The following is a 12,727-nucleotide window of genomic DNA, read 5'->3' on the forward strand; positions in this document are numbered from 1 at the left end:
GTCACGGGGGCTGGAGAGCCCCGGTGCCGCGGAATCCCCTGCATCAGGCAGGGCGCGTCAGCGCCGACGCGTCAGTGAACGCGTCGGCGTGAACGCGTCAGACGACGTAGCCGTCGGCGATCGTCAGCGCCTCGTCGATGATGTCGAGCCCGCGCACGAGCTCTTCCTCGGTGATGACGAGCGGCGGTGCGACGTGCATCCGGTTGAAGTGGATGAACGGCCACAGGCCGGCCTGCTTGCAGGCGGCGGCGACGGCCGCCATCGGCGCGGCATCCGCACCGCCCGCGTTGAACGGGACGAGGGGCTCGTGCGTCGCAGGGTCGCGCACGAGCTCGATCGCCCAGAACAGTCCCGCACCGCGGATCTCGCCGACCGACGGGTGCTTCGCCGCGATCTCACGGAGGCGCGGCTCGACCACCCGCGACCCGAGGTCGCGCACGCGCTCGAGGATGCCGTCGCGCTCGAAGACCTCGAACGTCGCGACACCGGCGGCGCACGCGAGCGGGTGTCCCGAGTACGTGAGGCCGCCCTGGAACGAGACCGTGTCGAAGTGCGAGGCGATCTTCTGCGAGATCACCACGCCGCCGAGCGGCACGTAGCCCGAGTTCACGCCCTTCGCGAAGGTGATGAGGTCGGGCACGACGTCGAACGCGTTGACCGCGAACCACTCGCCGATGCGGCCGAAGCCGACCATGACCTCGTCGGCGATGTAGACGATGCCGTACTTGTCGCACAGCGCGCGAACGCCCTGCAGGTAGCCGGGCGGCGGCACGAGCACGCCGTTGGTGCCGACGATCGTCTCGATGATGATCGCCGCGATGGTGTTCGCGCCCTCGAGCACGATGAGCTGCTCGAGGTGGGCGAGCGCGCGCTCGGCCTCCTGCTCGGGGGTCTCCGAGTGGAACGACGAACGGTAGGCGTACGGACCCATGAAGTGCGCGACCGAACCGTCGGACGGTTCGTTCGCCCAGCGGCGCGGGTCGCCCGTGAGCGAGATCGCGGTCGCGGTGCCGCCGTGGTAGCTGCGGTACATCGAGAGCACCTTGCGGCGACCCGTGACGGCGCGCGCCATGCGCACGGCGTACTCGTTGGCGTCGGCGCCGCCGTTGGTGAAGAACACCTTGTCGAGGTCGCCCGGGGCGACCTCGACGATGCGACGGGCGAGTTCGCTGCGGACATCCGAGGCCATCGACGGCTGGATGGTCGCGAGGCGACCCGCCTGCTGCTGGATCGCGGCGACGAGGTCGGGGTGCTGGTGCCCGAGGTTCAGGTTCACGAGCTGCGACGAGAAGTCGAGGTACGCGTTGCCCTGGTAGTCCCAGAACGTCGAGCCCTCGCCGGCGGCGATGGGCAGCGGGTCGATGAGGGCCTGCGCGCTCCACGAGTGGAACACGTGCGCGCGGTCCTCCGCGCGCACCTGCGCCTCGGCGGCGGCGTCGGGCAGCGGGTGCACGGTTCCGAAACGGTCGGTGTAGACGGTCTCGGTCTCGGCGGTGATGGTGTCGGTCATGACGGATGCTCCAAGAGGTCGGCGAGCCTGCCGGTGGGACGCCGTGGGCGTCCGTTCCGGCAGGCTCAGCGAACGATGATCAGTGGTTCTGGGGGAAGCCCAGGTTGATGCCGCCGTGCGCGGAGTCGTTTCGCGTGGCCGGGTCGATCCAGCGGCTGGTCACGGCCTTCTCGCGGGTGAAGAAGTCGAAGCCGTGAGTGCCGTAGGCCTTCGCGTCACCGAACAGCGACTGCTTCCAGCCGCCGAACGAGTGGTAGGCGACGGGCACGGGGATCGGCACGTTGATGCCGATCATGCCGACCTGCACCTCGTTCTGGAAGCGACGTGCGGCGCCGCCGTCGTTGGTGAAGATGGCGGTGCCGTTGCCGAACTGACCCGAGTTGATCAGGTCGAGACCCTCGTCGTAGCTCGCCACGCGAACGATCGAGAGCACCGGGCCGAAGATCTCCTCGGTGTACGCACGCGAGGTGGTGGGCACGTTGTCGATCAGGGTCGGGCCGAAGAAGAAGCCGTCCTCGTGGCCGTCGACGGTGAACCCGCGGCCGTCGACCACGATCGTGGCGCCGTCCTGCTCGGCGATGTCGACGTAGGAGGCGACCTTGTCGCGGTGCACGTCGGTGATGAGCGGTCCCATGTCGGGCTCGACGCCGTCGACGCCTGCGCCGTTGCCGATCTTCAGCTTCGCGATGCGCTCGCTGATCTTGGTGATCAGCTCGTCGGCGACGGGCTCGACGGCCAGCACGACCGAGATCGCCATGCAGCGCTCGCCCGCGGCGCCGTACCCGGCGTTGACCGCCTGGTCGGCGACGAGGTCGAGGTCGGCGTCGGGCAGCACGAGCATGTGGTTCTTCGCGCCGCCGAGCGCCTGGACGCGCTTGCCGTGCTTCGACGCGGTCTCGTAGATGTACTGGGCGATCGGCGTCGAGCCGACGAACGAGATCGACTGCACGACCGGCGAAGTGAGGAGGCCGTCGACGGCGAGCTTGTCGCCCTGGAGCACGGTGAACACGCCGTCGGGGAGGCCCGCCTCCGACCAGAGCTCTGCGATCCAGAGTGCTGCCGAAGGGTCCTTCTCGCTGGGCTTCAGGATCACGGCGTTGCCCGCGGCGATCGCGATGGGGAAGAACCACATGGGCACCATGGCGGGGAAGTTGAACGGGCTGATGATGCCGACCACGCCGAGCGCCTGCTTCAGCGAGTAGACGTCGATGCCGGTCGAGACGTTCTCGGAGAAGGCGCCCTTGATCAGGTTCGGGAACCCGGTGGCGAGTTCGACGACCTCCTGGCCGCGCAGGATCTCGCCCATCGCGTCGGAGACGACCTTGCCGTGCTCGGCGGTGATGATGGCCGCGAGCTCGCCCTTGCGCGAGTTCAGCAGCTCGCGGAACGAGAACAGCACGCCCTGCCGCTTCGCGATCGAGTAACTGCTCCACACCTCGAACCCGGCCTGCGCCGACGCGATCGCCGCGTCGATCTCGGCCTGGTCGGCAAGTGCGACCTCGGCCTGCACGGCGCCCGTGGCCGGGTTGTACACCGGGGCCGTGCGGCCCGAGGTCGAGGCGCGCAGCGCGCCGTCGACCCAGTGTCCGATCACTGGCACCTCGGGGGCCGATGCGGACGAGGAAGCGGTCTCGGTGATGCTCATTGGCAGTTCCTTCACTGATGTGCGGCGGTCGTCGGGCCGGCATCGGACAGAATGGCCGACGTCGACTAGGCTTCGTAATCTCAGTGTGACAGAGGAAGAAAGGCGAATCCGGTGGCAGATCGTCGCGAAGATGAGGCGATTCAGACGAACCGTCCGGTGCTCGAGCCGGCCGACGACGGGCTCCCGACCGTGCGCGAGATCCTCACGATCCCCGCGGTCGCGCAGGGCATCCCCGAGGTGCTCTCCGGCGGTGACGCGCTCGACGCGCACGTCCGTTGGGCGCACGTCTCCGACAGCGCGGGGGTGGCACGGCTCCTGAACGGCGGTGAACTGCTGCTCACCACGGGATCGGGCTGGCCGACCGAACCGGCGGAGCTCACCGCGTTCATCGGCGGCCTCGTCGACGTGGGCATCGCGGGGCTCGTGCTCGAACTCGGCGTGCACTACCGCTACGTGCCGGCCGTCGTCGAGTCGGCCGCTCGCGAGCACGGTCTCGCCCTCGTCGCCCTGCACCGCGAGGTCAAGTTCGTCGCACTGACCGAAGCGGTGCACAGCCGCATCATCTCGGTGCAGACGGCGGCCCTCCGCGCTCGCGACGAGGTGCGCGAGCGCTTCACCGCCCTCGCCCTGCGCGGCTCGCCGCCCGACTTCATCGTGCAGCAGCTCGCCCAGACGCTCGGCGCCGCCGTGGTGCTCGAGAACCTCGCCCACGAGGTCGTGGCCGCCGAGGTGCCGCTCGCCGCCGAGACCGAGCTCTTCACCCGCTGGGAGACCCGGTCGCGGGCCGCGCATCGACGGCACGACGAGCAGCGTCGTCTCGGCAGCGGTGCCGGAGCCGACGAGTGGCTGATCGTGCCGGTCGAGGCGCGTGGCATCCGATGGGGTCACCTCATCGCCCTGCCGGGGCCGGCGCATCCGGCCGGGCGCACGAGCGTGCTCGAGCAGGGGGCGATCGCACTCGCGCTCGGCAGGCTCGCCGATGGCGCGGTCGACGAGTGGGTGCGCATCGGGCGCCAGCGCCTCGTCGACGGGCTGCTCGACGGCAGGTTCGCGGGCCTGCCCGCCGCCTCGGCCCGCATCGAGGCCGCGGGCCTGCCGCTCGAGGGCGCGCGCCTCTTCGGCATCGTCGTCACCGGCGGTGCGGTCGCGGCTGCGGCGGATGCCGCGGCGCGCGAACTCGGCGGGCGGGCGCTCGCCGGGGCGGCACCCGAGAGCGCCGCTGCGCCATCGGCGACGATCGTCGTGCTCTCGCTGCCGGCCACCCGCACGCTCGACGACGCCTCGGTCCGAACCTTCGCCGCCGCGCTCGCCGCGGGCGACTCGGCGGTGCTCGATCGGCTCGTGCTCTCGATCGGCTCGGAGGCGAGCGATCTCGACGCCCTGCTCGGGTCGGTGCAGGAGGCGATCGATCTGGCCAGGGGGCCGGCGCGGCGCTCGGGCCGCGGCCCGGTGCTGCGGCGATCCGATGACCGTCCGCTGATGCGGCTCGTGACCGCGCTCCGCGACGATCACCGGCTGCTCGAGCACGGCGAGCGCATGCTCGAACCCCTCATCGACTACGACCTGGCGCGCAAGGGCGATCTGCTCGACGTGCTCGGCGCGGTGCTCGCGCATCCGGGCAACCGCACGGCCGCGGCATCCGCCTCGCACCTGTCGCGCTCGGTGTTCTATCAGCGGCTCGCGCTCATCGGCGATCTGCTCGGCGTCGACCTCGATGACGGCGAGACCCTGACGGCGCTGCATCTCGCGCTGCTCGTGCGGCGGAGCGTCGTGCGCTGAGCGGCGACGAGGCAGTAGCGTAGCGGCAGTGCCGACGTTCGGCCGTTCGGCCGCCGGCCGATCGGGTCGGCTTCTCGTTCGAGGAGTGGATATGAACATCGTGCGCAGTGCGCTGCTCGTGGTCGTCGTCGGGGGGCTCGTCGCCCTCTCGGGATGCACCCCGTCGTCGGAGGCGGCGACGACGCCGTCGCCGACCCCGTCGGCCGAGGTCGAGGCCCCGGCGTCGGAGGAGCCGGTCGCGACCCCGAGCCCCGCTCCGCTCGATCCCGGTGACATGTCGACGTGGGTCGCGGGTTCGGCCGGCATCGGGCCGGTCGAGCGCGGGGCGAGCTGGGGAGCCGTGCAGGCGCAGCTCGCCGGGATGACCGTCGAGACGATGTGCCCGTCGGCCGTTTCCTTCACTGCTGACGCCTCGCCCACCGTCTACGTCGGCCTCGAGGCCGATGGCGACACGGTCCGCCAGGTCTGGGTGGCGGGTGACGCGACCGATGCGAAGTCGCCGGCCACGGCAGCGGGAGTCGGCCTCGGAGCGACGCTCGCCGAACTGCAGGCGGCGTACCCGGGCATCGTCGAATCGGTGATTCCGTACCCGGCGGACACGACCGCGTACGCCGTCGCCGATGCCGACGGGACCTGGCTGGTGTTCAGCCTGCGCGATGACGTGGTGACGCAGATCGGGGCGTCGGCGCTCCAGTTCCCGCCGAAGGAGCTCTGCGGCTGACCCCGACGGGAGACGCCCTCCCGATCGTCGGGGTGGATCGGACTCGTCGTTTACTTGCTATTGACAAGTGCACTTGCAAAGAGCAAGCTAGAGGCGAATCATCCGGTAGTCACTGACGATCCCTTGGAGGCGATCATGACCGCGACCAGCATTTTCGTGAACCTGCCCACCACCGACCTCGAACGCTCGAAGAGCTTCTACGAGGCGCTGGGCTTCAGCATCAACCCGCTCTTCACCGATGAGAACGCGGCGTGCGTCGTGCTCGACGAGAACATCTACTTCATGGTGCTCACCCGCGACTACCTCGCCACCTTCACCGACAAGCAGATCATCGACACGAAGACGCACGCGCAGACGAGCATCTCGTTCACCCGCGACTCGCGCGACGAGGTCGACGCGGTGCTCGTCAAGGGACTTGCCGCCGGTGGCAGCGAGCCGCGCGAGGCGCAGGACTACGGCTTCATGTACTCGCGCGACCTCGAAGACCCCGACGGCAACATCCTCGGATTCCTCTTCATGGAGCCGGCGGCGGCCGAGCAGGGCCCCGACGCCTACATGGCCGGGCAGGGCGCCGCTGCGCCGTCGGCCACGGCCTGACGGACCGCATGGCGACACGCGGGGCGCGCGGCTTCGGGCAGTACGGGGGAGTGGCCCGTGCGCTCGAGCGGGTCGGGGACCGATGGGCGCTGCTCATCGTCCGCGACCTGCTCGTCGGCCCGCGCCGGTACGGCGACCTGAAGGCGGGGCTGCCGCGCATCCCGACCAACATCCTGAGCGACCGGCTCAGGGAACTGCAGGAGTCGGGCGTCGTGCGCCGCGTTCCGACCGTGCGCGGCGGCTACGAGCTGACCGCGCTCGGCCGGGAGCTCGAACCCGTCGTCATCGCCCTCGAACGGTGGGGATGGTCGGTCCTCGGCGACCCCGCAGAGGGCGAGTCGGTCACCCACGATGCGCTCGTCGTGGCACTCCGGGCAGCATTCCGAGCGGATGCCGCTGCGTCGCTGCCCCCCACCGAGTACGTGCTGCATGTGGCGGAGGTCTCGGTGTCCGCGATCGTCATCGGCGGCACGCTCGACGTCGTGCCGGTCGGCGCCGGGGCGCTGCCGCAGCCGCAGCGGCGCTCGGTGTTCGAACCGGTGCCGTCGGCCGTGCTCGAACTGCAACTCGAGCCGGTGGCGCTCCGCGGGATGCTGGCCGGAGACTCGGCCGGCGCGACGGTGCTCGCGGGCGGCGACGAGTTGGTCGAGCGGTTCGGGCTGACCTTCCGCATCGAGCCGGTCGGGCCGTCGACCGACGTCGTCTCCGCGGCGGCGTAGAGCGCACCCGTCAGCTCGCTCGCCAGCCGCAGCATCGGAGATCTGCGCAGCTTCGGAGCATCGGGGGCCGGTGCATCCGAACGGGCGCAGATCTCCGAGCGGACGCGGAAGCAGACGCAGGAGCGGATGCGGAGACGGCGCGCGGATACGGCGATCGGGTGCGGCGTCACACGCCGCACCCGATCGAGCCGAGGGCGGCTACTTGGCGACGAAGGAGAGACGGCGGTTGGCGAACTCGCCGATGCCGACCGGCCCCATCTCGCGCCCGAAGCCGGAGCGCTTCACGCCGCCGAAGGGCAGCTCGGCGGCCTCTGCCGCGATGGTGTTGACGTGCGTCATGCCGACCTCGAGTCGCGAGGCGACCCGGGCAGCGCGGGCTTCGTCGGTCGAGAACACGGAGCCGCCGAGGCCGAGGTCGCAGTCGTTGGCGAGCTCGAGCGCCTCTTCGTCGCTGTACACGCGGTACACCGTCGCGACCGGGCCGAAGATCTCTTCGCGGTACGACTCGGAGTCGCGGGGCACCCCGGTCAGCACGGCGGGCGAGAAGTAGGCGCCGGGGCCGTCGGACAGCACGCCGCCGGCCTCGAGCGTGGCGCCCGCGGCGACCGCCTTCTGCACCTGGGCGTTCACGGTCTCCGCTGCGGCGCGGGACGACATCGGCACGAACTGGCCCTCGCCGAGGTCCAGCTGGTCACCGGGCACGAGTCCGTCGGCGAGACGGCGCAGCTCCGCGACGAACTCGTCGTAGATGTCGTCCATCACGATCATGCGCTTGTTCGAGTTGCACACCTGGCCGCCGTTGTAGACGCGGAAGTCCCAGGCCGCCTTCGCGACACCGGCCACGTCGTCGGCGTCGAGCACGACCATGGGGTCGATGCCGCCGAGTTCGAGCACGCACTTCTTCAGGTGCTGGCCGGCCTGCGCGCCGATGATGGCGCCCGCCCGCTCGGAGCCAGTGAGCGAGACGCCCTGGACCCGGGGGTCGGCGATCATCGTCGCGATCTGGTCGTGCGAGGCGAACACGTTCTGGTAGCCGCCGACCGGGATGCCGGCCTCCTCCATGATCGCCTGCACCGCGAGCGCTGAGCGCGCGCAGATGTCGGCGTGCTTCAGGACGATCGTGTTGCCGAGCACGAGGTTCGGCGCCGCGAAACGGGCGACCTGGTAGTACGGGAAGTTCCACGGCATGACGCCGAGCAGCGCGCCGACGGGGAGGTGCTCGATGGTCGCCTTGCCGGGGATCGTGCTCGGGATCTCCTGGTCGGTGATCAGGCCCGGCCCGTACACCGCGTAGTAGTCGATGATCGAGGCGGCGAAGTCGACCTCGTCGGCCGACTCGGCGAGCGACTTGCCCATCTCGAGGGCGATGAGCCGCGCGAGTTCGTCCTTGCGCTCGATGAACAGCTCTGCCACGCGCTTGACCGCCGCGGCGCGCTCCTGGACGCTGCGGTCGCGCCAGTCGCGGTAGGCGGCATCGGCCGCTGCGAGCGTCTGCTCGATCTCCGCGTCGGTGGCCACGTCGAACGTCTCGACGATCTCGCCGGTCGCGGGGTTCAGTACTCGGTACTTCGCCATTCTCTGATCCTCCTCGGTTGCGCCTCAGCGCGAGATGAATACCTTGCGGAGCGTCTCGCGCACCGTCCAGATGGTCTTCATGCCGGCCTCGAGGCGCACGACGGCGCCCGGGGCGAGCATGATGGGGTCGGCGATCGGGTGCTCGAACTCGACCGTCGCGGCGCCCGAGAGCACGACGAAGACCTCGTCGACCTCGACGTCGCGCATTGCCCCGGGCGTCATCTCCCAGACGCCGATCTCGCCGGCCTCCGACGAGTCGAGTGCCTGATAGCCGGTGGCGGGGGCGCCCGCGACGACCTGGTCGGCCGGCACCGGCTCGTGCTCGAGCACGAGCCCCGGGGCATCCGTCAGCGCGCCGGTGATGAGGCGGAGGTCGTCGCTCATGAGTCGAACCCCAATCCGAGTGCGTCGAGGGTCTTCAGCAGGAGGTTGCGCTTGCCCTGGTTGTGGTCGGCGCGGTTCAGCGACCAGCGGGTCGCGTTGATGCCCATCGACGCGGCGGGCTCGGGAGGGAAGGGCAGTGGGCGCTTGCGCACCATCTCGAGCTGCGTGCGCTCGTTGTCGCGGCCCTCGAGCAGGTCGAGCATGACCTCGGCCGCGAACCGGGTCGAGCCGACGCCGAGGCCCGTGAAGCCGGCGGCGTAGGCGACGCGGTTGTCGCGCGCGGTGCCGAAGAACGCCGTGAACTGGGTGCTCGTGTCGATCGCGCCCGCCCACTGGTGGCTGAACTGCAGGCCCTCGAGCTGCGGGAACGTCGTGAAGAAGTGGCTCGCGAGCTTCTGCCAGCTCTCGGGACGGTTCTCGTACTCCGAGCGCACCTTGCGGCCGTAGTTGTAGATCGCGTCGTAGCCGCCGAAGAGGATGCGGTTGTCCTTCGACAGGCGGTAGTAGTGGAACTGGTTGGCCATGTCGCCGATGCCCTGGCGGTCGTTCCACCCGATGTCGGCGAGCTGCTGCTGCGACAGGGGCTCGGTCATGAGCACGTAGTCGTAGACCGGCACGGTCATCAGGCGGTTGCGCTTCAGGAGCGACGGGAACACGTTCGTCGCGAGCACCGCGTGCGCGGCATCGACCCGGCCTGCGTCGGTGATGACCGAGACGGCGCCGGTCGAGCCGGGGGTGTCGATGCGCTTGACGGGGGAGTGCTCGAAGATCTCGACGCCGAGCTCCTCGGCGACGCGGGCGAGCTCGGAGACGAGTCGCGCCGGGTGCACCATGGCGTTCGTGCGCTGCTCCCAGACTCCGGCGAGGTAGGTGGGCGAGGCCACCGACGCCTGCACGGCCTCCTGGTCGAGGAAGACGACGCCCTCTTCGCCGTGCTTGACGGCCTCGGCGTGCCAGTCGCGCAGCCACTCGACCTGGTGCTCTTCGATCGCCGGCGCGAGCATGCCCGTGCGCTCGAAGTGGAAGTCCATGCCGTACTCGGCTTCGGCGGCCTCGATCGCGTCGAGGTTCTCCATGCCGAGGCGGTGGAGCGTCGGCATCTCCTTCGGCCAGCGGGCCTGGCCGTTCTCGTCGCCGTGCGTCAGGCTCGCCTCGCAGAAGCCGCCGTTGCGTCCGGATGCCGCCCAGCCGATGCTCTTGGCCTCGACGAGCACGATGTGCGCGTCGGGGTTGCGGCGCTTGGCGAGCACTGCCGTCCAGAGGCCGGTGTAGCCGCCGCCGACGATGACGAGGTCGGCGACGCGGTCGCCGGCGAGCTTCGGGCGGCCGCCCACGGCCCCCTCGGGCAGGTCGTCGAGCCAGAACACCGAACGGGCGGTGTTCTCGAGCGAATGGGCGATGACGGATGCCGGCGGCTGGTGTCGTTCGAAGACGGTGGTGCCCACGGGGTATCACTCCGATGCGGTTGTGGTGCTTCCATCCTTTCGCGGCGGATGCGCGCGCGCCAGTTCGTCGTGTCTCGACATCCGCTCGCGGTCGGACATGGTGGCCGGATCGCGGTGGGTGCCGGGCGGTTCAGTCGGGCGCGTGCGTCTCGAGGAACTGGTAGACCTCGGTCTGGTCGACGCCGGGGAAGGTGCCCGTCGGCAGTGCGGCGAGCAGCGACGTCGGGGTGCGGGCGGCGGGCCACGAGGCATCCGCCCATCGGTCGGCGAGCCCGGTGGGCGCCTGGCAGCAGGCCGGATCGGGGCATCGCGAAACCGCACGATGCGGTGTCTCGCGCCCGCGGAACCACTTGACGTGCTCGAACGGCACGCCGACCGACACCGAGTACTCGCCCTCCTTCGCCTTCTCGATGCGGGAGGTGCACCAGAAGGTGCCCGACGGGGTGTCGGTGTACTGGTACCACGGGCTGAAGCGGTCCTCGACGTCGAAGACGGTGCGCGCCGTCCAGTTGCGGCACATCGTCGTGCCCTCGATCGCGCCGAGCGCGTCTGAGGGGAAGCGCACGCGGTCGTTCTCGTAGGCCTTGATGATCGTGCCCGACTCGTGCACCTTCGTGAAGTGCACGGGGATGCCGAGGCGCGCCGTCGCGAGGTTCGTGAACCGGTGCGCCGCCGTCTCGTAGGAGACGGCGAAGGCGTCGCGGAGGTCCTCCATCGAGATGCGGCGCAGGTTCTTCGCCTCGGTGAGGAAGCGCACCGCCGCCTGCTCGGGCAGCAGGATCGCCGCGGTCAGGTAGTTCGTCTCGATGCGCTGCCGCAGGAAGTCGGCGTAGCCGCGCGGCTCCTCGTGGTCGAGCAGGTGGCTCGCGAGCGCCTGCAGGATCGGTGAGCGGGAGTCGCGCGACGGCGACTGCTGCGTCGGCAGGTAGAGGCGGCCGTTGCGCTTGTCGGTCACCGAGCGGGTCGAGTGCGGCAGGTCGCCCACGTAGTGCAGCGAGTAGCCGAGGTGGTTCGCCATGTCGGCGACGAGCTGATGCGACACCGGGCCGCCGGTGTGGCCGACGGCCTCGAGCAGCTCGGCGGCCTTCGCCTCGAGCTCGGGGTAGAAGTTGTCGCGGGCGCGCATCTCGGCGCGCAGCTGCGCGTTGGCCCGGCGCGCCTCCTCGGGCGTCGCAGCACGTTCGCGGTGGAGCCGGTCGATCTCGTTGTGCAGGCTCAGGATCGTCTGCAGGGTCTGGTCGTTCATGCCCTTCGCCACGCGGAAGGCCGGCAGCCCGAGCGCCGCGAACACGGGCCCGCGCTGGGCGCGTTCGACGGCGATCTCGAGGGCCGCGCGCTCCGACGGGGCATCCGCCCGCAGCAGTTCGTCGACGCTCGTGCCGAGCGCGAGGGCGATCGTGCGCAGCATCGAGAGCCGCGGCTCGCGCTTGCCGTTCTCGATCGCGGAGACCTGGCTCGGCGCCCGGTCGATCGCAGCGGCGAGCTCGCCGAGGGTCATGCCGCGAGCGGTTCGACGATCGCGGATGCGGCGGCCGAGCGTGAGCGCGTCGACCTCGTCGGCGCTCGTCTCTGCGAGGTCGGGGGAGGGGTTCGCGCTGCGATCCGCGGTGATCATGTCTTCGATGGTGACACGCGACGACGGAAGCCACAAACGGAAGAACTACGAGAGTTCTGCGTTCGAACCGCGCATCGCGACGAAACTGCGGCGAACAGCGGATGTCGCGTGGGAAATCTCGCGGTTCTGCTCGAGTGCGTCGTGTGGCCGTCGTCGCGGGCTAGTGGCCCGCGAGGAGCGCGTCGGTCGAGACGACCTCGGCGTAGCTGTCGCCGAGCGCCGCCATGAACGAGGCGTGCACCTGCGCGGCGGGCACGACGGTGTCGCCGAACGTCAGGTCCGGGGCGGCGCACGCGTCGTGGGCGACCGTCACGGAGTAACCGGCGTCGGCGGCCGCGCGCACGGTCGCGTCGACGCACATGCTCGACATCATGCCGACGATCACGACGCCGTCGACGTCGGCCCCGGCCTCACGGAGACGTGCGTCGAGGTCGGTGCCGAGGAACGAGTTGGGGTGCGCCTTGACGACGACGGGCTCGCCATCGGCCGGCGCGACGAGCGGATGGATCTCGACGCCGCGTGTGCCCGGGGCGAAGAACTCGGCGTCGGGCGCATCCCACACGTGCTGCACGTGCACGACGGGCTGATCGGCCTCGCGGTGCGAGGCGAGCAGGCGCGCGGCATTGGCGGCGGCCGCGTCGGGGCCGACCAGCGGGTGCGCGCCGCCCGCGAAGTAGTCGTTCTGGATGTCGATGATGACGAGTGTCCGGGTCACGCGAGCCACGCTAGCCCATGGG

11 protein-coding genes are annotated in these 12,727 nt (G+C 70.4%); 4 read left to right on the forward strand and 7 right to left on the reverse strand.

The window, feature by feature from the left end; translation table 11 throughout:
• Window positions 1-97: 97 nt before the first annotated feature.
• Window positions 98-1,510, reverse strand: a complete 1,413-nt coding sequence (locus tag BUR99_RS13990) for an aspartate aminotransferase family protein (protein ID WP_074260927.1) — start codon at window positions 1,508-1,510, stop codon at window positions 98-100.
• A gap of 79 nt (window positions 1,511-1,589) precedes the next feature.
• Window positions 1,590-3,155, reverse strand: a complete 1,566-nt coding sequence (locus BUR99_RS13995) for a CoA-acylating methylmalonate-semialdehyde dehydrogenase (protein WP_074260928.1) — start codon at window positions 3,153-3,155, stop codon at window positions 1,590-1,592.
• 111 nt (window positions 3,156-3,266) lie between these two features.
• Here BUR99_RS13995 and BUR99_RS14000 point away from each other — a divergent pair, with 111 nt between their 5' ends.
• The 4 genes from BUR99_RS14000 to BUR99_RS14015 all read left to right on the forward strand — a co-directional run bounded on the left by BUR99_RS14000 (window position 3,267) and on the right by BUR99_RS14015 (window position 6,971).
• On the forward strand, window positions 3,267-4,934 hold the full coding sequence (locus BUR99_RS14000; protein WP_234980852.1) for a PucR family transcriptional regulator: 1,668 nt from the start codon (window positions 3,267-3,269) through the stop codon (window positions 4,932-4,934).
• Between the two features lie 91 nt (window positions 4,935-5,025).
• Entirely contained in the window at window positions 5,026-5,655 is a 630-nt protein-coding gene (locus BUR99_RS14005; protein WP_074260929.1) for a hypothetical protein, read from the forward strand.
• Between the two features lie 135 nt (window positions 5,656-5,790).
• Complete coding sequence (locus BUR99_RS14010; RefSeq protein WP_074261064.1) at window positions 5,791-6,252, forward strand: VOC family protein; 462 nt, start codon at window positions 5,791-5,793, stop codon at window positions 6,250-6,252.
• Between the two features lie 8 nt (window positions 6,253-6,260).
• A complete protein-coding gene (locus tag BUR99_RS14015; RefSeq protein ID WP_074260930.1) occupies window positions 6,261-6,971 on the forward strand; it encodes a winged helix-turn-helix transcriptional regulator in 711 nt (236 codons plus the stop codon).
• Between the two features lie 198 nt (window positions 6,972-7,169).
• On the opposite strand, the gene BUR99_RS14020 is transcribed toward BUR99_RS14015, so the two are convergent.
• From BUR99_RS14020 to BUR99_RS14040, 5 genes are all read right to left on the reverse strand, one after another.
• Window positions 7,170-8,546: an NAD-dependent succinate-semialdehyde dehydrogenase gene (locus BUR99_RS14020; RefSeq protein WP_074260931.1), complete on the reverse strand. Its 1,377-nt coding sequence runs from the start codon at window positions 8,544-8,546 to the stop codon at window positions 7,170-7,172.
• A 24-nt stretch (window positions 8,547-8,570) separates the two neighbouring features.
• Window positions 8,571-8,930 carry a cupin domain-containing protein gene (locus BUR99_RS14025; RefSeq protein WP_074260932.1) on the reverse strand — a complete coding sequence of 120 codons (360 nt, stop codon included), beginning with the start codon at window positions 8,928-8,930 and terminating at the stop codon, window positions 8,571-8,573.
• Complete coding sequence (locus BUR99_RS14030; protein WP_074260933.1) at window positions 8,927-10,375, reverse strand: NAD(P)/FAD-dependent oxidoreductase; 1,449 nt, start codon at window positions 10,373-10,375, stop codon at window positions 8,927-8,929. Before BUR99_RS14030 ends, BUR99_RS14025 begins: the two co-directional genes overlap by 4 nt.
• A 130-nt stretch (window positions 10,376-10,505) precedes the next feature.
• Window positions 10,506-11,990, reverse strand: a complete 1,485-nt coding sequence (locus tag BUR99_RS14035; protein WP_074261065.1) for an XRE family transcriptional regulator — start codon at window positions 11,988-11,990, stop codon at window positions 10,506-10,508.
• Window positions 11,991-12,150: 160 nt separating this feature from the next.
• A complete protein-coding gene (locus tag BUR99_RS14040; protein WP_074260934.1) occupies window positions 12,151-12,705 on the reverse strand; it encodes a cysteine hydrolase family protein in 555 nt (184 codons plus the stop codon).
• Window positions 12,706-12,727: the final 22 nt, after the last annotated feature.

The organism is Agromyces cerinus subsp. cerinus (assembly GCF_900142065.1).
Taxonomy (GTDB): domain Bacteria; phylum Actinomycetota; class Actinomycetes; order Actinomycetales; family Microbacteriaceae; genus Agromyces; species Agromyces cerinus.